Below are 26844 nucleotides of genomic sequence, written 5' to 3' on the forward strand. Positions count from 1 at the left end.
TTATCTAGAAATATCTTGAGACGTCCAAGTATTTTCTTTATTACTGGACTCTTATTAGAGAGTAAAACTAAGCCTGAGATAGGGCTTAAATATTAATATACGAGGGGAATATTGAATGGATAAAAAGAAAAAACAACGTATGAAACGTGTAATTTTCATTGGAATTATCGTAATGATTGCATCGTTATATATTGGAAGTGAATTTCAGGATCGGAATGGGAAAAGTTATGCTCCTGCAAAGTATTTTGAAACAGGAACAAAATTGATTTCGTTTTAATAATAATTTTGCCTCTTGCATCAACTATTGTGAAAAGTATTTCCAAAGGATCTCTTCTTTTCTCCATAAAATGAAAGAGAAAGGATAGCAACCGACACCTTGGAATATTCAGTTGTGTTAGATTAATTACAACATATTTTTGGGATGCTTAATAGGTTAGAAACCTTGTTATAACAGGGTTTTTGGAGCGAGGTTAATTATCGATTACGTGGTTTTTAAATAGAAAAAACAGATATTTTTTAGAAATGATTGACATAAAACTATATATATCATAATATTGAGATTGTAATATTAAAGAAAATAAATCCAACATTTTCATATAGACTTTAGATTAGCTAAAAGGACACACCTAAGGCGTTTTACGCCATAGGTGTGTCCTTTTTTGCGTTTAAAGGCTACATAAGGAGGAATATAAACATTGAAGCCGTCTAAGTTTCAAAAGAAGCAGATTACAGCGGTAGGTTTAGCTGCTATAACAGTAGCGGGTATCTATGGATACAATCATTTTGCAGTAGAAAATGCAGTAAAACCAACAAAAGTTGTTGTAGCTGCAAAGGATATACCTGCGCATACAGAGATTAAAGAAGAAATGCTAGTGGAACGAACATTACCTGGTGATGGGATTCCTCCAAATGCATTACGTGTAAGTAAAAAAGAGGTTATAGGTAAGTGGACAAATGATGGGCAGCCAATCACCGAAAATAGCTATCTTTTTAAAAATAAAGTAGTAAAGAAAGAGGAGTTACCTGACTCTGCCATTTTAAATTTGAAAGATGGAGAAGTTGCATTCCCGTTACTCGTTGATTTGGAAACAAGTTCAGGTAATAGTATCATTCCTAACACTTATGTGGACTTATATTTTAAGCAGGTTGTGAAGGACGGGGACAATGAGAAGGTAGTATTCGGTGGTCTTTTCCAACGTGTACGTGTTACGGCTGCAAAGGATAGCAATACAGAAGATGCATTTGTACTAGAAAAGAAAGAATCAAAAGAGGAACAAGAAGGAAAACAAAAGCCAAAAGTAACGCGATTATATACATTGGCTGTTTCACCAGAACAACTTCAATATCTAAATCGTGCGAAAACACTTGGAGATGTAATTCCTGTTGCAGTTGGACAAAAGGTAGAACAAACAGGGAAAGAATTAGAACCAGCAGAAGGATTCTCGCAAATATCTGATCAGAAAAATATTTTAGACTATGTAGAGAAGCATTCAACCAACCCCATATCTAAAAGTGTAAAAGAATATGTTGCACAGTATCTGAACGAATCCAAATAAGGAAGGGGCTTTTAAGATGGACCGGCAAGTAAGAATGGTTGCCTTTTATGCGACAAACGAAAACGTAGGAAAAAGTACGTTAAGTATTGCGATGGCAAATGAGTTAGCTCATTTAGGGAAAAAGGTGCTTTATGTAGAAGCGGACCAAGTAAGACCAAACTTCGCGGTTGGAACAGGTCTTAGCCATGAGAGTAAAAATATGCTAGGGCTTGTAAGAAAAGAAAATGAATACAATCTCTTGCAGTATATTTGTACCAAGCAAGATTTACTAGAAAAAAAAGTGAATCCAAGGTTGACGCAAAAATTACACGATAAGATGGATTTTCTGGTGTTTCCATCAGGTTATAGTTTAACTCAATTTCCAGAGATTCAAAACAAAGAATTGTTTGTAACGACATTTATCGAATCACTTGTAGATACAGAATATGACTACATCATCCTATCGGTACCAACTGAATTATCCGAGGTGCTGAGTTACCCAATCCTATACCAATCAGACCTTGTTGTTCATGTGCTAAATGGCAACCCTCGTGGTGCGTTAGCAATTAAAAGAGAATTACAACTAATAGAAGAAGCAAAGCTAACATTACCTCGTATGATTCATGTTTTGAATATGGGAGACGAGGACTATGTAGAAGATATTGAAAAGCTTTCTTCCCAAAACATTGCAGTGACAATTCCGTATGACAGAGATCGTACGAGTTATGAATGGCGGATGCAATTTGGTTCCCCGCAAATTAATGCAAAGGTCCATCATATTATGGAAGCAGCTGGTCTTGATATTCCATCCCAGCACTCCTCTATGAAAAAGGGTCTCTTTGGTTTACGAAATTAAAAAGGTGGCAAGTAGTATGTGGGGCTATTTACAGGAAAAACAAGTATTCTTAAAGCGAAATCGAGTGGATTTATATCACTTTGGTTATAGGATTCGTTCTAAATCGGTGCGAAAGTTAGGAACAACTACAGCTCAACAAATTAAAGATATTACAGATGAAATTCGTGCATTTTTAGTAAAAGAACATCGTGATATCTTAAGCGAATCCTTTATGAATAAAGAGAAGAGAACAGCTGTGGAGCAAATTATTAAAGGCTTTTTACTAAGCAATCAAGTCGTCGTTTTAGATGTACCTTCAGAACAGTTACTAAATATGGTGTGTGATGAAATTGTTGGATTTGGGATTATAGAACCTTTAAAAGAAGATAAGGATGTAACTGATATTTATATCAATGGTACAAAAGAAATCATTTACGAAAAAATCGGAGAGGGAGAATGTACATTTCCTTACCGATTTGAGACAGAAGAAGAAGTGAAAGCCCTAGCTTATAAGATGGTAAACAGTACATCAGAGTCATTAAATACAGCAAAGCCATATGTTGACTGCGTATTTCCGTATATACGTATCAATATTGCGTTAGATGAACTTGGGGGACTCGGAACAACGATAACGATTCGTAAGAATGCGGATCACCTTCGTGCTTCTGAAGAGCGGATGTTATCTACCAATCAAGCATCGAAAGAAATGTTGAACTTTTTGGCTGCAGCTGTGAAAGCCAAAATGAATATTTTAGTTGCTGGAGCTACGGGTACAGGGAAATCAGAGTTTATGAAATATCTTGCTTCTCACATTCCGAAAGGAAAGAAAAAAGAACGTACTCTTGTAGTAGAAGATAACCCTGAATTATATTTGCATCGCATTTTTCCAGAACATCATTTTGTTCCGATGCAGTGTAGGGCATCGGAAGTAGAAGAAAATGCAATCGACTTTGATAGATTGTTAACAAATGCTTTACGTCAAGGGCCCAAGCGATTAATTGTAGGGGAATCGAGGGGGAAAGAAGCGTTAAAAATGATTAACTTTTTCCAAACAGGACATCCTGGTTTCACTTCTGTCCATGCAAGAAGTGCAAAAGAAGCAGTTAGGCGTTTAATGCTTATGTGTCTGCAAAGTGGTGCGAATATTGATGCCCAGTATTTATATGAATTGATTTCACAGACATTTGATGTAATTGTCTTTTTGGAAAAGAAAGATGATGGAAATCGTTATATTACAGAGATGATTGAACTATTGGATTATCAGGAAGATATACAGTTTAATCCATTGTCTCAGTTTATGCCAACATATGAGAAACAAGATGAAATGAATGAAAGAATAGGGAAAATTCATGGCCAACATATTATTACAGCAAAAATGTCAGCTGAAATGGAGAAGAAATTCCGTTCTTCTACTGTAAATCCAGCTCTTTATGCGCCATTCCTTTCACAACAGGAGGTGCAGTATGCATAGTTTGTTAGCCTATGGATGTATATTTTTAATCTTTATTAGTGTAGGATTGCTCGTTTTACTTTTTGCGAAATCTAAAGGTTCTGCTCTTTCTCAATTTGTTCAAGAAAATGAGAAAGAAGAAAGGCGCTTGGAATTAAGAAATATCAAAGGGATACGAATGTATTTGCCACAATCCGTTATCCAAGAAGCCCAAAAGTACGAGTGGAAATTAACAAAAAGTATGTACTGGGTATATACGATTCTTTCCGGAATGAGTATTGCAGCAGTATTCTATTTTTCTTTTGGTAGAGATCCTTTTACACTGATTACCGTTTTATCTGGATTTTTAGTTCCAAGGTTTCTTCTTTATCGAAGAAAAAAACGTTACTACTTGGTTGTCATTGACCGTCTTTCTATCTATATGAAAGCTGTAGCAAATGCACTTCAAATTAGTAACAATGCAAAACGGGTATTAGTTCAGGTGAAGCCAATGATGCATGAAAGCATTCAAGAAGAAATAGAGAAAGTTTCTCTTTTATTAGAAGGTGGAACCACAATGCATCGTGCATTTAGAGGATTCAATGAAACGTTTAACTTTAGAGAATTGGTTTTCTTCCATGAAATGTTGGAAGTGTGCAGCCGAGAAGGTGGAACAAATTCAGTTCAAGTCTTACTAGATATTGCAGAAGATTTCGAAAAACAAAAGCTATACCTGGCAAGATTGCGTTCTAGTTTGTCGCAAGCGCAACGTGCCTTTGTACAGAACTGCTTAATTGTCATTGCTATGCCGATTGTTATTATGTTGATGTCAAAAGAAGCATATGGATTTTTAGCAGGTTCTATGATGGGAAAAATCGCGTTAGCGGTAAATATGTTCATTGTCTTTTTCTTAGCAACCCGTGTAGAAAAGATTGCAAATTATAACCCAACAGAAAGAGGGGAATAAGGTGGCTACGATTTTAGCTGTAGTGGTATTCGTTGTCATGTACTGGGTATTCTCTACCTTTCTACAAAGTAAAAAAGATAGCGGTAGCTTACTTACGAACTATGTAGAAAATGCAAAACGAATTGAAAAGAAGAATTTAAATCAGATGATGCTCGCGCCCTTCCAGTCGTTATCACATAAGTACCTGACAGAAGAAAAGAAAGAGCAGATTCAGAAAAAATTAGAAGAAGCTGGCCTGGATACGAAACCAGAAGAATATTTAAAGATGAAGGTAGCATATCCCATCATTTTCACCTCTGTTTTCTTGATATGTACGGTGTTCCATGATTACTACTTATTTAAAGTGGGAGTTTTGATTTCACCACTGCTTTACTTCTATCCTGATTATCTATTAAAGAGAAGAATCAAGCAGGCGATAGAAGCTAGGAAGTTCGAATTACCAGAGTATCTAATTCCTATGCTGCAGCTGTTAAAAACACATACAACATTAGAAGCAGTAAAAAAGGCAGAGATATATGCTGGAAGACATCTTCGTCCGTATGTATCTACACTTACTGCGGAATTAGAAATGTATGCTGGCTCGGATCAACCATTTCGAAACTTTGCTGCTGCTTTAAATAGTCCAGAAGTAAATACCTTTACGATTGCATTGCAACAAGCACAAAAAACAGACAAGGTACAGAGTCTTCGCATTATGGACGCACAAATTAAAATGATGCGCGAGTTAAAACATGAGAACTATAACCGTCTCATTCAAAATAAGCCGATGGAAATGAATAAATTTAACGTTGCTGTTATTGGTTGTATTGTGATTTATCCGATGGTGATTGTTATTCAATCTTTAATGCAAGGATTTGCAAGTTTATAGAAGACTTTATCAAAAATGGAATAGGAAAAGGAGTAATATACATGTTAACAAAAATAAAGAGTTGGTTAAAAAATGAGAATTCACAGTTATCATCAGAAAACGGTATGCTAATCGCTTTGGCGGTAATTATCGTATTAGTCATTGGACCATTTGTATGGAAAGCAATCCAAGGTGGTTATGCTACGATCCTGGCAAGATTCACAAAAGCATCAAATAATACTGATGTAAATTCTTGGAATAAGTAATGAAGGTTTTAGATTAATGATGTTTGTAACGTATAGCTCAAATAAATAGATAAGGGGAATTTAAATATGTTATCCAAAATGAAGAACTGGTTAAAAAATGAGGATTCACAGTTATCATCAGAAAACGGTATGTTAATTGCCTTGGCGGTGATTATCGTATTAGTCATTGGCCCGTTTGTATGGAAAGCAATCCAAGGTGGTTATGATACGATCCTGGCAAGATTCACAAAAGCATCAAGTAATGCAGACGTAAATTCTTGGAATAAGTAATTAAAGATTTAAATAGATAAGTTCTAATTTTAGTAGATACTTAAAATTGATATATAAAGGAGACGAAATGAAATGTTAGCAAAAATGAAAAGTTGGTTAAAAAACGAAGACTCACAATTATCATCAGAAAACGGTATGTTAATCGCGTTAGCGGTGATTATTGTATTAGTAATTGGCCCGTTCGTATGGAAAGCAATCCAAGGTGGTTATGATACAATTCTAGCTCGATTCACAAAAGCATCAAGCAATGCAGATGTTGATTCTTGGAACAAAAAATAAATATAAAAATAAACGAGGGGGCTACTCTAAAAGTGGTTCCCTTTTTTACACAGTATTTTTATATGAAATTAAGAGGGGAGTAAAGAAAATGAGCCTGTATATCATGGGATTATTTCTAAGTTATATGGTACTTAATGTATTTACCGACTTAAAGTATAGAAAAACAAAAAATATATGGCATTTCATTTTTTTAGTAGTAGGTTTAGGTATCACGTATTTTGCTGGAATACGAACGGGAAAAGAGATTGTAATTGTACTAACTATGGCCTTAGTATGTGGCTTATTGTTAGAGACATTTAAATTTTCTTCACCCGGTGATACGAAAATGCTTGTGGTGGCAGCTCTATATGTTAGCGATGTAGCAGAGGAATCGGCTATGCTTACCGCTATTACATTAACAGCTTTCCATTTACTATTCTTTTGGATTGCTAGCGTGTATCGTTTAATTAAAATTTTAGGGTTTGTAGGAGCGATTAAAGACCAATTGGAGCATGCTGCTTCTATATTTGGGGTAAAACTACCAAAGAAAGAAATACAGCTGATACAGAGCTTTCCAGGGGCTTGTTCTATTTTATTAGGAGCAATTGTGTATATTGCTTTCACTATTTATCAAAATGGAGGTATCTTGGCTTGAACAGTAGAATCATTCATCAAAGAGAAACCTATATTTACTTTACAATTTTTGCTCTAATAGGCGTTATTATTTTAAACATGTTTATTAATATATTGTTTGTATTAGCATATCCTTTACTAATAGGATTAATTGTGCAGGTTATCTTGTTGCAGAAGATAAAGAAGCCATTTTATCGGAGCGGAAAAGAATTAACAGAACAGTTAAAACTAAAAAATATGTTTCTAGTAGAATCAAATATTTTAGGAGATGAAGAAGGAACAGTTTATGAGGTGCATCAAATGCCTTTTACAATCTCTAATGGATTAATTAAAAAAGATAAGACTTATAAAGTGATAAAACAAGAGTATGAGAGAAAAGTCAAAGGGGATTTAACGAAAATTTCTAAATGGCAAGTTACAACAAAAGCTAGACTTGTTACGACAACTCATTTTCGTTTATATACAATTTGGCAGAAAAATAGTACCGGTTATCAATTGAAAAAAATTGAGGAGTGTGTTGATCCATACGCCAAGATGAACCTTATACAATGGATGATTGCTTCATTTTGTACGACTGGTCGTATTAAGTACGATAAGAAACCAAAAGAGTGGGCAAGCTATGAATGGATTACTTTAAGGTAAATAAAAAAGATAGAAAATAATAAAATGTACCCTATAGAATTGACACTAGAAAAAAGTCTATTCTATAGGGTACATTTTACATTGTATGTGTTTTTTCTCTTTGTGTAGTTTTTCAACAAAAAGAGCGATTTTAAGGCGCTTTATGGCCAATAACTATATTGATAAAGATGCTCAGGATTCCATTGTATGTATGTCTTTTAGATATGTGTAGGTTTAGACAAAACCGTTATCTCGTAGTAAGCAAAAAGAGCATACATGTAAGTATGCTCTTCGATAAGAAAGGTAGATCTCTATGAGCGGAGAGACTACATACAAAAGCGTATGTTTGTTTCCTTTAAATGTGAAGAAAAAATCAACAAAAGGTCAACGTGAACTCAATAAAAATGCAACAAAAACGCTATTGTATAAAAAAATCAAGTCAGAAATAAATATCTGATTTGATTTGAAATTAAAAATATAAACCTTTGCCTACTGGCTGAACAGTTTCTAGCACAGTATCAACCATTTCGTCATTAATTAATGTTCTTATAATCCAAGCTGAGAGGTCTTGTGCAGCAAAGCAACCTGCAGCAGTCGAAATATTGCCTTCGTTTACGAAACTTTTTTCAATAACGTCTACATCAAACTCTTTAAGTTGTTCAACTACGGATGGATATGTAGTTGCTTTTTTGCCAGTTAACAATTTTTTAGCTCCTAGTAGTAGTGAACCAGAACACATAGAGCCTATTAATTGTCTTTGAGGATCTACATGGATTTTATTAAGATATTGTTGATTTTTATATAAATCTTGTACACCCTTACCACTTGCAAATATTACAGCGTCAGCAGAAGGGATATCGGATATGCTTCCTGTCATGGGTATACGTAAACCAGACATGGATACATGAGTCTTTTCTGTTCCTAATAGTTGGACCTCCCAATCAGAAATACCACCAACTAGACGTACACGATTTAATAAATCCCATGGTAAAAAAACATCTATATCAGTAAAGTTATCGAAACAGACTATTGAAATTTTCATTCTCTAATCCTCCGTAATCGAAATGTTGGAAATGTTTAAATTATAACACTTTCAAATATAGTTAGTAAGGTTTAAGTTTTTCACTAAGGATAGTAGATAGGAAAAAGTGTATTGGATTGTAGAGAAACATCACAAAAATTTCAATTTGTATTAAGTTGGAATATAAAAAGAGTACTTAGTAATGTGCTCTCGTGACGAGCCTCATTTTATAACGACTATTTTATAAAGAAATGAACTCAGAATATTATATGTGCGCAGTCAATTGAGTAACTTGTACAAATAAAGAGCAGCTAGCAAAAGCTAACTGCTCAGGTAATGGAATATGGTTCGAAATGGGTTGTCTACAGTATTGACGGAATATTGGTTTTTATTCGTGAAGAATTACGTTTAACTTAATGCATAGCCAACGGTCAAAGTTAGTGTTAAAAACACTGATAATAAAAGTATTAGTAGAACGGTTGCTATGTTTCTAAGCATCGCAACCCAATTATTTATTTTAGAAAATCCTTTCATACCAGCAAAAAAAGTTCCTATTGTTAAAACTAGTAAAAAAATAAAGGGTAGATAGGTAGTGAATTCATAATAAAGGTTTTAACGATTAGGCATATTTAAGAATCTCGAACATAAGATGGTAATGACACCGAGAAGAATTCATTGTGTTCGCTACTCGCTTTAATACGTTTCGAAAAGGCACCTATTTAGGTGCTTTTTGTTTGCATCTTTCGAGATGGACGAGCATATATTGGAATGTGTGGATGGAAACCAATTTATATATCAGAGCACCTATCAATTATGGGTGTTCTTTTATTATGTAAACATTTTAACATTTTAGCCAAGAAGACTTCTTCCTCAAGGAGCGTGAAGGACCAAAGCTTAGCGAGTAGGTGGGAGATGGATTGGCTTCGAACATGGGATGGCAGGAAACCATCTTAATTGTTCGGCATACAGAAAGTGTTACTCCACTATCTATAGAACGTACGTTTTGTGTATAATAGTCATATACCGAAATGGAGGTGAATCAAATGATGATTAATAAAGCCTATAAGTTTCGTGTCTATCCAAATCAAGCACAAGCAATTCTAATTAACAAAACGATTGGTTGTTCTCGCTTTGTATTCAATCATTTCCTATCCTTATGGGATCACGCATACAAAGAGACAGGAAAAGGCTTGACCTATGGTACATGCTCTGCCAAACTCCCTGCCATGAAGAAAGAGTTTGTTTGGCTAAAAGAAGTGGATAGTATTGCGATTCAGTCGTCTGTTCGCAACCTTGCCGATGCTTATACGCGCTTTTAAAAAAAACAAAACAGCGCACCGCGCTTTAAATCTAAGAAGAACAACGTACAATCTTATACCACAAAACAAACAAATGAAAACATTGTCGTTGTAGGGAACAAAATAAAGTTGCCGAAATTAGGCCTTGTTCGATTTGCCAAAAGTCGTGAAGTAGAGGGACGTATTGTAAATGCTACAGTTAGACGGAACCCTTCTGGCAGATATTTTGTGTCACTATTAGTTGAAACAGAAGTACAAGAACTTCCGAAAACACATTCTTACATTGGAATAGATGTAGGACTAAAAGATTTCGCCATTTTGTCAGATGGAACACCTTATAAAAATCTGAAGTTTTTCCGAGCATTAGAAGATAAGTTAGCGAAAGCACAGCATGTTCTTTCTAGAAGAATGAAAGGATCTTCTCGCTGGAATAAACAACGAGTCAAGGTAGCTAGAATTCATGAATACATCTCAAATGCTAGAAAAGATTACTTGGACAAAATCTCAACTGAAATCATCAAAAACCACGATGTTATCGGTATAGAGGATTTGCAAGTATCGAATATGTTAAAGAATTATAAGTTAGCAAAGGCAATTAGTGAGGTATCTTGGTCACAGTTTCGAACAATGTTGGAATATAAAGCAAAATGGTATGGCAAACAAGTCATTGTCGTATCGAAAACATTTGCTTCCAGCCAATTATGTTCTTGTTGTGGATATCAAAATAAAGACGTTAAAAATCTAAGCCTACGTGAATGGGACTGTCCTTCTTGTCGTACACACCATGATAGGGATATTAACGCAAGTATCAATATAAAGAATGAAGCGATAAGGCTTCTAACCGCAAGGACTGCGGGGTTAGCCTAATCAATTAGAGTTCAGTAGAACTCTTTACTTAGGAATCCCTCACTTCTAAACGAAGTGAAAGTGGGGGTAGTTCAAAAGTTGTGTGAGAGTTGATAAATAGTATATTATCTTTCTCAATGTACATATTAAGAAAAGTTTTTAATATCATACATAAAAGGCGGGATAATATGAGTGAAAATAAGAAAAAGGAAGAATTGAATAAGATAAAGAAGTATTATTTTAATAAGGACAATCAACCAGTAGCTGGTATAGAGTTAATTTTGCCGCCGGATATAGGAATCATGTTAGACCCGAAATCAGTTAATGATGAAAGTAGAGATATTGATAATGAATAAGTTTAATTTAAGCATCCATGCGGGTGCTTTTTTCTTTGTTATATAGAAATTACACATTAGCCCCTTTAATACATGACTTAGGCATAGTTGGGAATGAGATCATATAATGATACTGAACGGTGTCCAACATGTTCCCCTATATTTTTTTAAGCGAGAGCACTTATTGGGGGAGTGCTCTCTTTCGCTTGCACATAAGGAGGCTTTCATCATACAATATTGAGTCAATGCCAACCAACTTATTCCTTTTCCGAGAGCTATATATATTCCGCTATAAAGCTCTTTTAGGTTGCGCCATTAGAACGGGCAAGGCATTGTCGTATATTTTATACTCAGAAGCTTAGGGCACTTTATAGTGTTCTTTTTTTATTGAACAAAATGGACATTTGAATAGAAAACATATCCTTAAAATAACCTTAATTTAACCATGGATTTAATAATACCTGAAAACTAAATGGTATAATTTTCTAAAGAAACTCAAATAAAGTTTATTTTAGAAAAGGGGTAGAGGAAAAATGTTTCAGAAACTTAAATTTTATTTAATGAGCATATTAATTAGTGCATTTTTAGGTGGGATTATTATAGGTGCTAATTTCTTGGTACATAACATATATAATTTAGTTGCAGGTAAAGAATATCAATTTAATATGTGGTCTTCTATTATTATATTTAGTGTTGTATTTATTTCGGGTTTCTCGTACATGTTGAAGAAGGGACCAGATATACTTGTTAATGATTAAACCAATAGCAATTATCGTAGGCGCTGCCGTGATCTGGGTAGCGTCTTGTTTGTTGTTAAGGAAAGATAAAGGATGAAATAGACTTGCAAATTGAAATATTATTAGTCTAAAACATAAAATATAGACTAATAAACAAGCTGTTTTCACCTTTTAATCATAGAATATGATGAATTCTATTTTTAGAGGAGGGAATCATATCTATGGGATGGAATAATAATTTTGGACATTCTCGAGATTGTAATAGATTTTGGGATGATTTAGTATTTTGTGGATGCGGTCGTAGACGTAGAAGAAACGATTTTAACGACTGTCATTGTAGACGCGATTGCGATTGTGATGAGTGTCGTCGTAGACGTGATCATGACCGCAATCGTGATCATGATCATGGTGAACATCGAGATTGGTAAAGTCTTTTGAAGGAGTGCATATCTTAATAGCACTTTTTTTTATTTTATAAAGAATTCACTTTAAACATTTCTTATAACTAAGAATACTTATGTAAATATGGGAAACATATTTAATTCTTGGAATGAGGGGATCGATGTGGATATAACGCAAAGTATTGCAAGAATAGTTGTTAATGGGATAGATCTTCCGTTTACTTCAGTTAGAACAACTGCATGGATTAATGGACCTGCAAATGATTTAATTGTTACGACTAGGCAAAGAGTGAATGAGCTTTATCGTGTTATGTGGTCGCGGGTGCCAGTCATGCTAACAATGTATTTCATTCATGGGGCGGACATAGTGAGATTTGCTAGAGTTGCAGGAGTTGATGAAAGTATAACGGGAGAATATATATATCATTTTATTTGGTGATAAGACAAACTTTAAGTAGCCTAACAGCTGCTTTTTTATTTTATAAAAAAACCTGCAAACCTGCAGATTCTCCTGATAATGATTTATGGAGCAAGACCCGAAAATATAATATAATAATTCGAAAATGAGTTCAAGTAAATAAAAAGAACAAGCTGGAGTTCGGGCCCTTTCAGAAGTGATGATGTATTCTCGGCTTGGGAACTGAGAAAAACACAAAAATATAATACATCGAGTTTTAGAGAATTTCAATATTAAATTAAATATTATCGTGGAGGGAGTTATATCATTTGATGAAGAAAACAAGGTAGTGATAAAGCATATGAATTTAAAAAAAATGAGCAGGGTATCTTAAGAAAACATAAAATTATTGAAATTTTTGTATGAATTCATTAATATGGAATTATATTTATTGTTTAATTGATTCCGTTTATTCCCACACCTTATTGTTTTGTGGTTGAGTTGTAGAAGCAAGTTGCGTCTTGTTTCATTTATGAAAGGGCTTTTTGAGTCGATTAGTGTATATATAGCTTATTTTGCTATGCACATTTTTAATCGACTTGAAGAAGCCCTTTTTGTATTGTCTTCAAGTTAGGAATCATTTGTAAAAAGGTCTTTAGATTTAGGTATACAAATAAAAAAGGGGGAATCTATTTGTATCATGTCTATTTCAATGGATGTATACGAGATTTCCTTTTTTATTGGAGAGATGCTTTAGAGGGAAAAGTTATCGATTTACTGCAATCCGTGATTTTCTAGAAATGGATGCCCATTCTACACAGCTATCATGTAAAAACTGCAGATGTAGATTGTCTTTTTAATGTTACTTGTTACTCGTTATAGGGAAAGTTATCATGCAATGAAGAGTGAGAAATCAAGAATTATAAAAAATATAGTATGTTGGAAATAATATATTTAGATGTTATAATTAAAATCTCTAAAACTACCCAAAAAAGACTACCAATATGAAATTGTACCCCAATTGTTAATTATGTGTCTAACTGAAGTGACCCCTAAAAGTTAGACACGGTTATTTCATTAGGCAGCTTGATAAAAGTGAGTCCGGTATTGTACCGGGCTCATTTTTAATTTTGTCTTAATCCGTTTCGTATTATAATAATCTATATATTTTTCTAATTCTATTTTAAAGTGCTCTACATTTTCAAATTCTTTTATGTAGAGGAACTCCGACTTCATAATTCCAAAGAAATTTTCTATTACTGCGTTGTCGTAACAGTTGCCTTTTCGAGACATACTCTGGACGATAGCTCTTGATTCAAGTGTCCGGACGTACTGTCTCATTTGATAATGCCATCCTTGATCCGAATGCATCAGTAGCTGGTGGGTTTCAGGTAAACGTTCCAATGCTTTCTCTAACATGTCTGAAACAAGCGAATACGTCGGTCTAGAACCAATTGTATAGGTAATAATTTCACCATTATACAAATCTAATACAGGTGATACATACAGTTTTTCTCCAAACAATTTAAACTCTGTGATGTCTGTTACCCACTTTTGATTCGGTGCATCTGTTTGAAAATTACGCTCTAAAATATTAGGTGCGATTCTACCGACTTTTCCTTTATAGGATTTATATTTCTTCATACGCACGACACACTTTAACCCAAGCTCTTTCATAATGCGCTGAACCTTCTTGTGGTTCACTTTCTGGCCACGATTCGTTAATTCATCACGAATGCGACGGTAACCATAACGACCTTCATTTTCCTCATAAATCGCTTTAATCTCACCTTTCAAATCGGCATCTACATCTGGACGATTCATTTTCTTTACTAAATCATAATACGTGCTTCGAGGAATAGTAGCTAGCTCCACAAGTGCCTTCACCGAATATTTATGCCTTAACTCATAGACTACCTGCGCTTTGTCTTGTTTTGTGATTTTTCCTTGTTTTGAACTAAGGCATTTAACTTTTTTAAGTACTCATTTTCCATCTCAAGCTGTTTAATGCGTGCTTCAAGTGCTTCGACTGACCCTTCAGCTAAAGGTTGTTTTAATTGTTTATTTGAATCTTTTTTCATGGATGGACGCCCCTTTTTCTTAGATTGAAGGGCATCAATTCCTTGTGTTTCGAGCTGTTTTTTCCAAACAGAAATCGTTGAAGGGGCAGGAATATTAAAGATAGCTGCCGTCTCAAATAAGGACATACCGTTTTCAATCATAAAGTTTAGTACGTCTAGTTTAAATTGTTGTGTATAATTTGTACATCGTTTTAGAAAAGCTTCCAGACCATTCTGTTTATATTGGTTTACCCAATTCAAAATGATTGTGTCACTTATACCGAGCGATCTACCCATTTCTCGATAACTTTCATTTCCATTCAAATAACGTAGAACGATTTGTATTTTTTCATCAGCTGTAAATTTAGCCATAGAAAAACTGCTCTCTGTTGTGAATTACAACCTGGGTAAGAAACAGATTTTATTGTGATTACTATTGGCGGAATATTGAATTTTATCATTTTAGCCAAGAAGACTCCTTCCTCAAGGAGCGTGAAGGGCCACAGCCCAGTGAGTAGGTGGGAGATGAATTGGCTTTGAACAAGGGATGGATGGCAGCCATCTTAATTGTTCAACATACAGAAAGTGTTACTCCATTATCTATCGAATGTACGTTTGGTGTATAATAGTCATATACCAAAATGGAGGTGAATTAAATAATGATTAATAAAGCCTATAAGTTTCGTATCTATCCAAATCAAGCACAAGCAATTCTAATCAACAAAACGATTGGGTGTTCTCGTTTTGTATTCAATCATTTCCTATCCTTATGGGATCACGCATACAAAGAGATAGGAAAAGGCTTGACCTATAGTACATGCTCTGCCAAACTACCTGCCATGAAGAAAGAGCTTGTTTGGCTCAAAGAAGTGGATAGTATTGCGATTCAGTCGTCTGTTCGCAACCTTGCGGATGCTTATACGCGCTTTTTCAAAAAACAAAACAGCGCACCGCGCTTTAAATCTAAGAAGAACAACGTACAATCTTATACCACAAAACAAACAAATGAAAACATTGCCGTTGTAGGGAACAAAATAAAGTTGCCGAAACTAGGCCTTGTTCGATTTGCCAAAAGTCGCGAAGTAGAGGGGCGTATTGTAAATGCTACAGTTAGACGGAACACTTCTGGTAGATATTTTGTTTCACTATTAGTTGAAACAGAAATACAAGAACTTCCGAAAACACATTCTTACATTGGAATAGATGTAGGACTAAAAGATTTCGCTATTTTGTCAGATGGAACACACTATGAAAATCCGAAGTTTTTCCGATTATTAGAAGATAAATTGGCGAAAGCACAGCGTGTTCTTTCTAGAAGAATGAAAGGATCTTCTCGCTGGAATAAACAACGAGTAAAGGTAGCTAGAATTCATGAATACATATCAAATGCTAGAAAAGATTACTTGGACAAAATTTCAACTGAAATCATCAAAAACCACGATGTTATCGGTATAGAGGATTTGCAAGTATCGAATATGTTAAAGAATTATAAGTTAGCAAAAGCAATTAGTGAGGTATCTTGGTCGCAATTTCGATCAATGTTAGAATACAAAGCACAATGGTATGGCAAACAAGTCATTGTCGTATCGAAAACATTTGCTTCCAGCCAATTATGTTCTTGTTGTGGATATCAAAATAAAGACGTTAAAAATCTAAACCTACGTGAATGGGACTGTCCTTCTTGTCGTACAAACCATGATAGGGATATTAACGCAAGTATCAATCTAAAGAATGAAGCGATAAGGCTTCTAACCGCAAGGACTGCGGGGTTAGCCTAATCAATTAGAGTTCGATAGAACTCTTTACTTAGGAATCCCTCACTTCTAAGCGAAGTGAAAGTGGGGGTAGTTCAATAAATTGTTAAACAAACTTCTTATTTGGATGCATAAAAAAAGACAACACCCGAAGGGGAATGTTCTCTCAACAAATGTAACATTCTATGAAAGAAAAGAGGAGATACAATAATATATGCTTGTCCAGTTTAAATGTGAAAAGATTTTAAAATTAAAGAGCGCAAATTGAGAGCGCTCCAGGGGGCTAAGATTCGAGAATTTTTAAACTCTTGTTTAATTACATGAAAACTCCCTAAAGAGTATCTATGGAATTTTAACATTTAACTGATTATTTTTACAGATATATATTGAAACTCGAATGTTAAAAAAAGAAACCCCGTTTTGTGATATGAACCATAAGATTGCCACTTTGGCAAAGTTATGGTTCTTTTTCTTCGTGGCAAATTTATGCTTCCAACGATAAAATTTTAAATCCCTCAAAACATTGCTTAAAATTATAAAGGTATTAAAAATAAGGCTTTACCAAAATAACTTAAAATAACTTAAATTTACGAGTGTTAATACGCATTATTACTTAAACTTACTTGTTAAAAGACTTATTTTAACTTAAAATAACCTTAAGGAGGTTGCTTATGAATCAAGAAGAACGATTGATACGAGTCCTTAATTATTTAGAGACACATAAAACCATGAATATAAAGCAAATGTGTGAAATGTTTCATATCTCACGAGATACTGCAAGAAGAGATATAGTAAAAATTTCACAAAATAAAGCAATAGTTAGAACCTATGGTGGAGTGGCTTTAGCTACTTTTCATAAGAAAATAGATACTTATCAAGAGCGTTCACAGACTGAATTAGAAACGAAAAAATCGATTGGAATGAAAGCTGCAAATATGATAGCAAACAATGACATGATTTATTTAGACGTTTCAACAACAGTCAACTTTGTAGCTCAATATTTACAATCAAAAAACGTAACGATTGTGACGAATTCAATTGATACCGCTTATATGTTAGCTAAATCTGAAAATACGACTATTCATTTTTTAGGAGGAACTTTAAATAAGGTTTCTCGACATACTACGGGGACTTCTACCACTGAAAAACTTAGAGATTATCACTTTGATAAGGTGTTTATTGGGACTGCAGGTATTACAGAAGACGGGATATACTATGGTTTTGAAGAAGATATTTATTTCAAGCGCGAATTAATAAAACATGCTGATCAAGTTATTTTAGTGGCAGATCACACTAAATGGAATCAACGACGAAATTATAAGGGCTTAACGCTTGAATCTATAGACACATTCATTACAAATCAAATTATGTCTAATGATTTATATAACACTTTAAAAGAAAACGGTGTTGAAGTAGTAATTACAAGTGAAGATTAAAAAATTGGGAGGTTTTATTTTGATTACATCTCTTGTTTTTGACGTAGACGGCACAATTTTAGACACAGAAAAGGCAATACTAAAATCCTTACAAAAAGTTTTAAAAGAAGAACTAAAGGAAGATTATGCGTTACAGGATTTAAGATTTGCATTAGGGATTCCTGGAAAAGAAACCTTAAAAAAATTAAATGTATCAAATATAGATGTTGTGCATCCCAAATGGTCCGAATCTGTACTAGATTTTTCTCATGAAGTTTCTGTTTTTGAAGAATTAGAAGATATTATTAAAGAGTTATCTCTTAGTAAATTAAAGCTTGGTATTGTTACATCAAAAACTAAGCAAGAATTAATAGATGAGTTCGAGCCATTCGGTCTAAGTGGTCATTTTGAACATACGATTTGTGCGTGTGATACGGATAAACACAAACCACACCCTGAACCATTATTAGCTTGTTTGAAGCAATTAGATGTTCCTAATAATGAGGCAATATATATTGGAGACTCTATATACGATATGCAATGTGCGAAAAGTGCTGGTGTTAAATTCGCACTCGCTTTATGGGGCTCAAAGACAAAAGAAGGTTTTGAAAAAGCTGATTATGTATTAAATACCCCAAAAGATATTTTGGATTTAATTTAATCAAGCTCGTTTCTAATAAAGACATTAAATTACGCATTAAAAAGTCGATTTCTTAACGTATAGGAAATCGACTTTTTATTTATAAAATTAGCTTGAACGTACGGAATTCGGGTATTGTTAGCTTCATCTTCCAGTTAAGTCTTTATTGAAAGGTTTTTTAGCATCAAAATACCTTAATTCTTGTTAACTTTATGCTTCTTATTAAAATTTAAGGCAAGTTTATGGGTTAATAATTAACTTCCGGCAAATTTATGCTTACATTTTCTTTGGACAATTAGATAAATCTCTACTAAAATAAATGATTTCCGGCAAGTTTATGCTTCCAATTACGGTAAACTTATGAGTAAAGTGACACGTTTATTCACGGGGCTTCTAAGGGTAATTGTCAAGGAATGACGTACTCAACTAATTAACAATAGCATGAAATTTTTTGGTAAAAAAACAGGGAAATATATCCAAATGGATAGGGCATTATTTTAAACAAAAACGCTATTTGGCACAACAAAGCAGCTAGCTGAAGTAGCTAACTGCTTTGTCGTACAATTTTAGAAGTACAACTAGATACAGATATATGTTGTAACAAAAAGTTACAACTATATTATAAACAAATATCAAAATAATATGCATGAAAGAAAACTAAACAAAAATTTCATTTTGTATTAAGTTGGAATATAAAAAGAGCACTTAGTAAAGCGCTCTCGTGACGAGCCTCATTTTATAACGACTATTTTATAAAGAAAGGAACTCAGGATATTATATGTGCGTCAGTTAATTGAGTACCTTGTACAAATAAAGAGCAGCTAGCAAAAGCTAACTGCTCTCCAGAAAAGCATTAAGAAGGAAGTTCAGAACTCAAGTGCATTTATAGTATGGACAAGGTTTAGGGATTTATTCAAGGAGGAATGGATATGAGGAAGGTTAAAGAGTTTACAGGTAAAGTCGGTGCGGAATTTATGAGTTTTCTTCTTGAAGACGATACATTACACAGTGCTTATTATTCGCATGTTGAAGTTGTTATGGATAATGGCAAGAAGAAGATGTTGTGCATTAAGGACGACACTGGATTAAAAGGTATAGCTGAAGGTCAAACAAGGGCAGAGGCAATTACGAAAGCGAAAGTGTTTTTAAAGAGACAGGAAGAAAAACAAAGAGCAGCTAGCAATGGCCAACTGCTCGGTACTCCAAGGGGGAACAAGGAGAAAGATAACCATGTGTCTACAGTATTGACGGAATATTGAGTTTTATTCAGGGCTGGTTCCAAAAAAGTGATATACCGCCAAAATATAAAATTATTAAAAGGACGATTACTATGAAAGCAATTAAAGAAACTTTCTTCCAGGAATTTTTCATTAGTAGACCCCCTTTATAGAAAATATTAACATCTATCAAAAATTTGAACAAAATAATCCTTTGCGCGACACGTTTCCTTATAAGTGTGTAAACACGAAATAGGAGGGTTATCAATTTGATAACAATAACTGATTGACTGAAAGTAGGAATGAAAGCCGTCAAGTTGAGCTGAAACTACTTATCTGATACTCCTACATGCAAAGCGTGATAGTAGTCGCAAATTGTATGAAGCTAGGTGAAGTCGGCTGAACAAAACCTAAGTGAGAAATCATATGGTAATGGATAGGTCGGGATGCTACAAAATATCTATGGTGAGAATGTCCAAAATAACGGACTGGCAAACTTGCGAATATACGGGTCTAGATTATTAATACATAAGAAATATGTATGTCGTCAATGACGATGTTATCTACCGAAAAGTATTGTCTAAGTCTCTAACTAAGAAACTGTATGAATATAATGAACATCAATTAAAAGTAAAGTTTGATAATGGGAAAGAGTTCTTCTTAAGCAGTACAAAAGATTCTAATAAGCATTGGGTATCAAAATATTCAAAGTCCATTATCGACTTATACAAAGCTATCTAAAAAAGCATCCATAACGGGTGCTTTTTTCTTTGTTATATAGAAATTACACATTAAACGTATTTAAATACTGTTTTAGGTATAACATGAATTCAACAAATTAGATAACGGATATTTTTCTATTTAGATTAGATGTTAAATGTACCGTGAAACTCTTGGAAATACAATGTCGGGAAATGATAATGATACTGGTATATTACGGGAGAAGGCGGAATTGTAGGAGTAAAGGGAATGTGCCCAGGTTGCATACCATATTGACCATATGAAGGGTATTGAGGTAAATGTTGCCAAGATGAAGCTGGGGCTACAACAATCCTCATCGTTAAAGGATTCATAATATAATCACTCCTAAAGTAGTATTCATGTAATAGGGTATGCGCTCACTGAATATAGATGTGCACAATCTAGGCCTATAAACATAATAATTAACGAACAGAAAATATGGTTACTAATCTTATGATGTGTCAATTATGGGTGTTTTATTTTACCATGTAGATAGAACTAACATGTGTATAGCAATTATCGTAGGCGCTGCCGTGATCTGGGTGGCGTCATTGTTTGTTGTTAAGGAAAGATAAGGAGGAGAAGAAATGAGTCTTGCACTTCATAATGGAGATTTGAACAAGTTAGCAAGAGATATTACAATTCGATAAAAGGTTATAAAGACGAATTAGTATAAAAGGAGGTGGTGCTATGCCTAAAATCAACTTCAGTGATAAACAATTACAAGTAATTAGAGCCCCTTTCAATTACACGCTAGAAGTTAATGAAGGCACATAACGCCACGTTCCGGTAAGACAACTGCCGGGCACTTCAGATATGCTCGTTATTTAACTAATTCAAGAGATGAAAACCATTTAGTCGTTGCGTACAATCAAGAACAGGCGCAACGACTTTTTATTGATGGAGACGGAACTGGATTAGCTCATATATTCGGAGATTTAGCGGTTATAAAACATAACGAGCTCGGATCTCATTTAGAGATACACACGCCGCGAGGCATAAAGAGACTTTTTTATAAAGACAGCGGCAAAAGTAACAGTGTCGGCGCTATAACGGGTATGTCACTGGGTAGTGTAGTCTTTTGTGAAATCAACTTATTAAACATGGGTATGATCCAAGAGTGCTTCCGTCGTACATTCGCTGCTCAGGACCGTTATCATTTAGCAGACTAAACCCTCCTGCTCCTAACCATCCTGTTATATCGGAAGTATTCGACGTTCAAAACACACGTTGGACTCATTGGACTCCTAATGATAATCCGATATTATCAGAACAACGTAAGCAGGAAATACATGAGGTTTTCCCTAAGAATCCGTATCTATTGGAACGAGATTGGTATGGTAAACGAGTAATGCCTCAAGGTGTTATCTACAGCATGTTTGATATGGATAAAAACATCCAACATGTTGTTTTGGGTGATTGATACGAAATGTTCTTTACTGCTGACGGTGGGCAAAGTGATGCTACAAGCTGCAGCTGCTACATTGTATCGAGATTTCAGAATAAATTCAGATTGTTCCGTGTGGCTAACTACTATTAGATACTAAATCTCCATCATCTACGATACGAGCATGCACTGGTGTAGCTCCCATTTTAGGTAAAGCACCCATCCCCATAAAATGTGTACTAGCATATCGACCATTTAGTAGTCCAATCATGCCTAAAAGGTTAGCACCTACGCATACTGTATATAAAGTAATATTAGGGTTGTGTGCTGCTTGGTGTAGTATAGTTTTCAACTCTGTCTCAGAAGCTTTTTTAACCTATTTACAACTGAATTTGGTCCATCATCGTAGGATTCGCAAGCACTACCTGGAATTAAAATTACACCTTCAGCGGTTGGATCGAGTATGCCTGTGGCTTCGATTCTTACGCCATTTACTCCACTTTTAACTAATCTTTTCCCTTCGACAGTTACTAACTCCACTATTACTTCTTCTGGAGAAAGAGCTGCTGCAACGTGAAAGACATCTTAAGGAGCAAGTGCATCCATTAAATCAAACCCATCAAATAAAACAACTTGAAATTTCATATTTTATACACATCCTATAATTATTTCAGACCGAACAGTTCGGTCTGATGAAAGTGCTATATACAGATTAATGAACAATCCTCCAGTTACAAGGAATATGATAATAGGTATGTATATATAACAGTCAATATTTGATTATAACACCTGGCTTTTAATATCATAAAAATTCTGTAATATACGGAGGAAAAGTAAATAAAAAGAGAGAGTTCGGAATTTGAAAATCTGAATTTATAGATGTAATTATCCGTAATGTATGGGTCTTATGAGTAGCATCATTATATACATTTTGAATTTCCTTTCAGTGTTATAAATGGGGGGGAGTGTTATATATGGTTCCAATGTAACATACAAGTATCTAAATGGATTTTGTCTTAATACAACACTGTCTATTTAATTATCGCTAAACTTTTCTATTAGTTATACCAACCAACATATGTATAAAATCTTGATTTTTCAGTTTAAATTATTTAACATCTAACCCTTAATCTTATTACTATCAAAAAATAACTTGTAGTCTAGCTACAAGTTGTTTTTTGATAAGGTTATATGTTTTTAAATGAGGCAGTCCTATTGTTATATTTATAAGATTGAATAGATTTTTTGAACTACTAATCATTTGGCACCATACTGTAATTAAAAGAATGGTGAATTGTCATGAGTTGTCTTCGATGAAATAACCGAATGGAATATATGACATAAAACTTTAACACCCTCTTTTAATTCTTGTTCACTCATATAAGAAAAACTTAATCTCATATGATGAGTTTCTAATTCTACAGGATAACAAGCTGAACCAGGCAAAAATGTCACTTTTTTCTTTTGTGCTTCTAAAAGAATAGAATTTGTATCTACCCACTCAGGAAGACTAATCCAAAGATTTAATCCTCCTTCAGGAGTGTACCATGAAACTTCAGAAGGAGCATACTTTGATAATAAATCTAAAACTAGATCTCTTCGTAATTTCAAAGCAGTTCGTAACTTTTTTATATGCTCCATTGATTTCTCTGATTTAATAAACGGTAAAATCATCTTCTGAGTGAGTAAAGGACTACCCAAATCTGCGTTAGCTTTTGCTGCTAACAATCGATTAAATATGGAACCAGAAGCAACTAAAACCCCAATTCTGCAACCAGGTGCAAATGTTTTACTTAAACCTTTTAAATAAATAACATGCCCGGAATCATCTAAGCTTTTTATAGGAATCGGTGGTTTTTTACTATAGTAAATTTCATTCCATGGATCATCTTCTATAATTATGCTATTGCTACTTTGGGCTATATCAAGAATCTGTCTACGCCTTTTGGCAGTTGTGATAACACCTGTTGGATTATGAAAAGTAGGGACTGTATATATAACCTTTGGTTTATATTTATCGCATAAACTCTGAAGAATATCTATCCTCATGCCATCTTTATCAATTGGAACGGTAAGGACTGTAGCACCTCTCCCACGAAAAACATCGATTGCTCCTGGATAAGTAGGAGCCTCCATAATAACCACATCATCAGGCCCGATAAATGTTCGAGCAATTAGACCGATTCCTTGCTGAGAGCCATTTGTAACTAATATATTATCTGGATCCGTAGTAATATCAGTTCTTTTTAAATATGCAGCCATTGCATGTCTTAGTTCAAGATCTCCTTGAACTTCTGCATACTGGGATAAGATCCTTGGATTATGAACAAATATTTTTTGAACTTCTTGTTCTAAAAAGCGGTTAGGAAATAACCTGGGATCAATCATTGAAGATGATAATTGAATCATTTCTGGAACTTGATGAAAACGAGAAAATTGAGATCTAGGTAAGTAATCCTGAATTGAGTGCTGCCAATTATAAGGTGAAACTTTTGGTTGTCGATTAACAACTTCTTTTCTTTCGGGATTAACAAAAGACCCTTTCCCTTGAATAGAAGTAACGAAGCCATCTTCCTCGAGTTTCTTATATGCTTTTGCTACTGTTACTAGACTCACCTTCAATTGTTTTGTAAGTGTGCGTATAGAAGGTAATTGTGTTCCTTCTTGTAGAAAACCAGAACGTATATGATCCACAATAGATAGATATATTTGGCTGGAAAGTGAAATTTCACTATTGCGTTGAATTTCAAAATGCATATTAAATCTCCTTTCAGTGTTATAGAAGGCGGTTGCGTGTTATATAGGGTTTCGATATAACATACAAGTAGTTCAAGGGATTTTTAAAATAAAATTTAAAATGCGAAAGGAGGTAATAGCTCTATTAATAAGTATTAGGTTAAACGTCTTTACTTAAAATGATACCCATATGTGATGATAATTTAATTATCTCGCACAAAAGCGATTTATATTTATAACCCATTAAGTAATGTGAATTAAACGAGACTTATAGTATAGAGGCAATATACGTGATTTTTAAGATTCATGCAAATATTTAATTTTGATCAAATAATTTTTTAGGTAGTCAGAGATTGCAATATTATCACGCTTAAAAGGGGAGATATTATGTTTAAACACGATACTATTGTACGTTTTAGTGAATGTGATTCTTTAGGACATGTAAACAACTCAAATTATTTTACGTATTTTGAAGAAGCAAGAAATGACCTCTTTAAAATTTTTAACCCGAGTCTAAAAATAGAATCTTGGAATTTAATTGTTGCTTCAACTCAATGTGACTTTATTCGTGAGGTGGTTTATGGTCAAAAATTAGTTGTTTCTACATGGATTAGCAAAATTGGTAATGCAAGTTTTCAAGTTGAACATGTTATACAAGATGAAAATCAAAATTGGATTGCAAGAGGAAAAGTTATTTTAGTTCATTTTAATTTTCAATCACAAAAATCAATTCCTTTATCTCAAGAAATAAGGAACGTACTTTCGGAACATACTGAGGCACCTAAAGGTGTTCCGATGTTGAGATAAAAACATCATAATCATTTGATCTTAATACACAATGGGACACTATGGAGGTATATGTAATGAAATATTATGTAGTAGACGCATTTGCAGAAAACATATTTGAAGGAAACCCTGCAGCAATTTGTATCATGGAAGATTGGATTTCAGATGAGATGATGCAAAAAATTGCGATAGAAAATAATCTGTCTGAAACAGCTTATACTGTAAAAGAAGTGGAGTGCTATCAACTAAGATGGTTTACTCCTGGAGGAGAAATTGATCTATGTGGCCATGCAACTTTAGCAGCAGCATACGTTATTGCAAATTATTATGAAAAAGGTATTGAGGAAATTATATTTCTAACAAAGAGCGGAAAACTTGTTGTATCCAAGAACGGTAATCTTTATGAGATGGATTTCCCAAGCAGAATGCCTGAAAAGATTACATTAACAGATGAGATGGTTAAAGCCATTGGAATAAACCCTATTGAAAGCTACTTAGGTAGAGATTTGATCTTCATATTAGAAAATGAAGAGGATGTTCAAAATCTAACTCCTGATTTTGCGAAAATGAAGGAGCTAACAGAAGGATTAGCCGTATCAGTTACTGCCAGAAGTGCTAAATATGATTTTGTTTCCAGAGTTTTTTTTCCAAAACTAAATGTAAATGAAGATCCAGTTTGCGGTTCAGCGCATTGTAGTTTCATCCCATTTTGGGCACAACGTCTTGGTAAAGATGAAATGGTAGCAAGGCAGCTGTCTGACCGAGGCGGAACATTATATTGTAAACATGAGGGAGACAGAGTAAAGATTGCGGGAACAGCAGTTGTATATGCCATTGGTGAGATTCAAATTTAATAAAAAGGAGGCTAGAACATGAAAATAGAACAAAGAATGGAAGAACTAGGTATTATATTAACTAATACTTCGCCTGCTAAAGCATTATACGTACCTGTCAAACAATTAGGGAATTCCCTTTTTGTTTCAGGACAAGCTCCATTTATAGATGGTACACCCGCTTATACAGGAAAAGTCGGTGGAGAAAGAACCTTAGAAGAAGCACAAGAAGCAGCAAGAATTTGTATTATTAATACACTGGCAGCAGTCAAAGAGTATATTGGTGATTTAGACCGTATTGTAAATGTAGTGAAACTACAAGCCTTTGTGAATTGTGAAATTGAATTCAATCAACAACATATTGTTATTAATGCTGCTTCAAAATTATTACATGATATCTTTGGAGTGGAAGGTCAACATGCCCGAGCGGCAATTGGAGTGAATCAGCTACCCATGAATATCACAGTGGAAATTGATTCTATCTTCGAAATTCAGGGCCAATAAGCTAATTATAAATGAAATTTCCCCTTAAAAATAATAATTAATACTAAAATCACATGCTAGTGTTAGACATATTCA

27 protein-coding genes and 5 pseudogenes are annotated in these 26844 nt (G+C 34.2%); 26 read left to right on the plus strand and 6 right to left on the minus strand.

Features of this window, described 5'->3' with window-relative positions; all coding sequences use genetic code 11:
* Positions 1-115 precede the first annotated feature (115 nt).
* The 11 genes from MR168_RS14585 (at position 116) to MR168_RS14635 (ending at position 7682) form a co-directional block, all read left to right on the plus strand.
* On the plus strand, positions 116-277 hold the full coding sequence (locus MR168_RS14585; protein ID WP_000358416.1) for a hypothetical protein: 162 nt from the start codon (positions 116-118) through the stop codon (positions 275-277).
* A 418-nt stretch (positions 278-695) separates the two neighbouring features.
* Positions 696-1556, plus strand: coding sequence for a Flp pilus assembly protein CpaB (cpaB, locus tag MR168_RS14590; RefSeq protein WP_000804789.1), 861 nt, complete (start codon positions 696-698; stop codon positions 1554-1556).
* 16 nt (positions 1557-1572) lie between these two features.
* Complete coding sequence (locus MR168_RS14595; protein WP_086411673.1) at positions 1573-2391, plus strand: AAA family ATPase; 819 nt, start codon at positions 1573-1575, stop codon at positions 2389-2391.
* A 16-nt stretch (positions 2392-2407) separates the two neighbouring features.
* Positions 2408-3841 carry a TadA family conjugal transfer-associated ATPase gene (locus tag MR168_RS14600; protein WP_242291406.1) on the plus strand — a complete coding sequence of 478 codons (1434 nt, stop codon included), beginning with the start codon at positions 2408-2410 and terminating at the stop codon, positions 3839-3841.
* Positions 3834-4766, plus strand: coding sequence for a type II secretion system F family protein (locus MR168_RS14605; RefSeq protein ID WP_000555819.1), 933 nt, complete (start codon positions 3834-3836; stop codon positions 4764-4766). The genes MR168_RS14600 and MR168_RS14605 overlap by 8 nt, the downstream gene beginning before the upstream one ends.
* A 1-nt stretch (position 4767) precedes the next feature.
* The gene (locus tag MR168_RS14610; RefSeq protein WP_000201168.1) at positions 4768-5634 is read left to right on the plus strand and encodes a hypothetical protein; all 867 of its coding nucleotides are present in this window, start codon (positions 4768-4770) and stop codon (positions 5632-5634) included.
* 41 nt (positions 5635-5675) lie between these two features.
* The gene (locus MR168_RS14615) at positions 5676-5879 is read left to right on the plus strand and encodes a hypothetical protein (protein ID WP_086411675.1); all 204 of its coding nucleotides are present in this window, start codon (positions 5676-5678) and stop codon (positions 5877-5879) included.
* Positions 5880-5945: 66 nt separating this feature from the next.
* Complete coding sequence (locus tag MR168_RS14620; RefSeq protein WP_000949459.1) at positions 5946-6149, plus strand: hypothetical protein; 204 nt, start codon at positions 5946-5948, stop codon at positions 6147-6149.
* A 72-nt stretch (positions 6150-6221) separates the two neighbouring features.
* Positions 6222-6428 carry a hypothetical protein gene (locus MR168_RS14625; RefSeq protein ID WP_000879960.1) on the plus strand — a complete coding sequence of 69 codons (207 nt, stop codon included), beginning with the start codon at positions 6222-6224 and terminating at the stop codon, positions 6426-6428.
* An 88-nt stretch (positions 6429-6516) separates the two neighbouring features.
* Positions 6517-7062 carry a hypothetical protein gene (locus MR168_RS14630; protein WP_086411676.1) on the plus strand — a complete coding sequence of 182 codons (546 nt, stop codon included), beginning with the start codon at positions 6517-6519 and terminating at the stop codon, positions 7060-7062.
* Positions 7059-7682 carry a hypothetical protein gene (locus MR168_RS14635; RefSeq protein WP_086411677.1) on the plus strand — a complete coding sequence of 208 codons (624 nt, stop codon included), beginning with the start codon at positions 7059-7061 and terminating at the stop codon, positions 7680-7682. Before MR168_RS14630 ends, MR168_RS14635 begins: the two co-directional genes overlap by 4 nt.
* Positions 7683-8130: 448 nt before the next feature.
* Here MR168_RS14635 and MR168_RS14640 read toward each other — a convergent pair whose 3' ends face one another.
* Positions 8131-8703 carry a DJ-1/PfpI family protein gene (locus MR168_RS14640; RefSeq protein WP_000703254.1) on the minus strand — a complete coding sequence of 191 codons (573 nt, stop codon included), beginning with the start codon at positions 8701-8703 and terminating at the stop codon, positions 8131-8133.
* Positions 8704-9090: 387 nt separating this feature from the next.
* Positions 9091-9290, minus strand: a pseudogene (locus MR168_RS33910) (hypothetical protein); the annotation flags it as partial.
* A gap of 435 nt (positions 9291-9725) precedes the next feature.
* Between MR168_RS33910 and tnpB (MR168_RS14645) the strand changes: the two are divergent.
* From tnpB (MR168_RS14645) to MR168_RS33665, 6 genes and pseudogenes are all read left to right on the plus strand, one after another.
* Positions 9726-10847: pseudogene (tnpB, locus tag MR168_RS14645) on the plus strand (IS200/IS605 family element RNA-guided endonuclease TnpB).
* A 194-nt stretch (positions 10848-11041) separates the two neighbouring features.
* Entirely contained in the window at positions 11042-11182 is a 141-nt protein-coding gene (locus MR168_RS14650; protein ID WP_179887906.1) for a hypothetical protein, read from the plus strand.
* Positions 11183-11694: 512 nt separating this feature from the next.
* A complete protein-coding gene (locus tag MR168_RS14655; protein ID WP_000486797.1) occupies positions 11695-11919 on the plus strand; it encodes a hypothetical protein in 225 nt (74 codons plus the stop codon).
* Between the two features lie 200 nt (positions 11920-12119).
* Positions 12120-12326, plus strand: coding sequence for a hypothetical protein (locus MR168_RS14660; protein ID WP_016090324.1), 207 nt, complete (start codon positions 12120-12122; stop codon positions 12324-12326).
* A gap of 97 nt (positions 12327-12423) precedes the next feature.
* Positions 12424-12738, plus strand: coding sequence for a hypothetical protein (locus tag MR168_RS14665; RefSeq protein WP_001999512.1), 315 nt, complete (start codon positions 12424-12426; stop codon positions 12736-12738).
* A gap of 621 nt (positions 12739-13359) precedes the next feature.
* Positions 13360-13554 (plus strand): annotated as a pseudogene (locus MR168_RS33665) (hypothetical protein); the annotation flags it as partial.
* 219 nt (positions 13555-13773) lie between these two features.
* Here MR168_RS33665 and MR168_RS14670 read toward each other — a convergent pair.
* A protein-coding gene (locus tag MR168_RS14670; protein WP_098298005.1) for an IS3 family transposase occupies positions 13774-15128 on the minus strand; the annotation gives its coding sequence in 2 pieces (ribosomal slippage) (positions 13774-14675 and positions 14675-15128; 1356 coding nt in all).
* A 287-nt stretch (positions 15129-15415) separates the two neighbouring features.
* Between MR168_RS14670 and tnpB (MR168_RS14675) the strand changes: the two genes are divergently transcribed.
* The 5 genes and pseudogenes from tnpB (MR168_RS14675) (at position 15416) to MR168_RS14695 (ending at position 20523) form a co-directional block, all read left to right on the plus strand.
* A complete protein-coding gene (gene tnpB / locus MR168_RS14675) occupies positions 15416-16534 on the plus strand; it encodes an IS200/IS605 family element RNA-guided endonuclease TnpB (RefSeq protein WP_242291407.1) in 1119 nt (372 codons plus the stop codon).
* A gap of 647 nt (positions 16535-17181) precedes the next feature.
* Positions 17182-17946, plus strand: a complete 765-nt coding sequence (locus MR168_RS14680) for a DeoR/GlpR family DNA-binding transcription regulator (RefSeq protein WP_086412723.1) — start codon at positions 17182-17184, stop codon at positions 17944-17946.
* Between the two features lie 19 nt (positions 17947-17965).
* Entirely contained in the window at positions 17966-18586 is a 621-nt protein-coding gene (locus tag MR168_RS14685) for an HAD family hydrolase (RefSeq protein WP_086412722.1), read from the plus strand.
* A 902-nt stretch (positions 18587-19488) separates the two neighbouring features.
* Positions 19489-19746: pseudogene (locus tag MR168_RS14690) on the plus strand (hypothetical protein); the annotation flags it as partial.
* A 612-nt stretch (positions 19747-20358) separates the two neighbouring features.
* On the plus strand, positions 20359-20523 hold the full coding sequence (locus MR168_RS14695; protein ID WP_001988373.1) for a hypothetical protein: 165 nt from the start codon (positions 20359-20361) through the stop codon (positions 20521-20523).
* A 125-nt stretch (positions 20524-20648) separates the two neighbouring features.
* Here the strand turns inward: MR168_RS14695 and MR168_RS14700 are convergent, their stop codons facing one another.
* On the minus strand, positions 20649-20855 hold the full coding sequence (locus MR168_RS14700) for a hypothetical protein (protein ID WP_001068972.1): 207 nt from the start codon (positions 20853-20855) through the stop codon (positions 20649-20651).
* Between the two features lie 358 nt (positions 20856-21213).
* On the opposite strand from MR168_RS14700, the pseudogene MR168_RS33915 reads away from it, so the two are divergent.
* Positions 21214-22060, plus strand: a pseudogene (locus MR168_RS33915) (PBSX family phage terminase large subunit); the annotation flags it as partial.
* Here MR168_RS33915 and MR168_RS14710 read toward each other — a convergent pair.
* Together MR168_RS14710 and pdxR are read right to left on the minus strand one after the other, a co-directional pair.
* Positions 22050-22262: a type 1 glutamine amidotransferase family protein gene (locus MR168_RS14710; RefSeq protein ID WP_227414894.1), complete on the minus strand. Its 213-nt coding sequence runs from the start codon at positions 22260-22262 to the stop codon at positions 22050-22052. The pseudogene MR168_RS33915 and the gene MR168_RS14710 overlap by 11 nt on opposite strands.
* Before the next feature lie 926 nt (positions 22263-23188).
* Positions 23189-24667, minus strand: coding sequence for a MocR-like pyridoxine biosynthesis transcription factor PdxR (pdxR, locus tag MR168_RS14715; RefSeq protein WP_086412721.1), 1479 nt, complete (start codon positions 24665-24667; stop codon positions 23189-23191).
* 366 nt (positions 24668-25033) lie between these two features.
* On the opposite strand from pdxR, the gene MR168_RS14720 reads away from it, so the two are divergent.
* Genes MR168_RS14720 through MR168_RS14730 form a run of 3 tightly spaced genes read left to right on the plus strand, consistent with a single transcriptional unit; the run spans position 25034 to position 26769 of the window.
* Positions 25034-25453 carry an acyl-CoA thioesterase gene (locus MR168_RS14720; RefSeq protein WP_000472449.1) on the plus strand — a complete coding sequence of 140 codons (420 nt, stop codon included), beginning with the start codon at positions 25034-25036 and terminating at the stop codon, positions 25451-25453.
* 56 nt (positions 25454-25509) lie between these two features.
* Positions 25510-26286: a PhzF family phenazine biosynthesis protein gene (locus MR168_RS14725; RefSeq protein WP_086412720.1), complete on the plus strand. Its 777-nt coding sequence runs from the start codon at positions 25510-25512 to the stop codon at positions 26284-26286.
* Positions 26287-26304: 18 nt separating this feature from the next.
* Complete coding sequence (locus MR168_RS14730; RefSeq protein ID WP_086412719.1) at positions 26305-26769, plus strand: RidA family protein; 465 nt, start codon at positions 26305-26307, stop codon at positions 26767-26769.
* Positions 26770-26844: the final 75 nt, after the last annotated feature.

Source organism: Bacillus cereus group sp. BfR-BA-01356, assembly GCF_022663635.1.
Taxonomy (GTDB): Bacteria; Bacillota; Bacilli; order Bacillales; family Bacillaceae_G; genus Bacillus_A; species Bacillus_A cereus.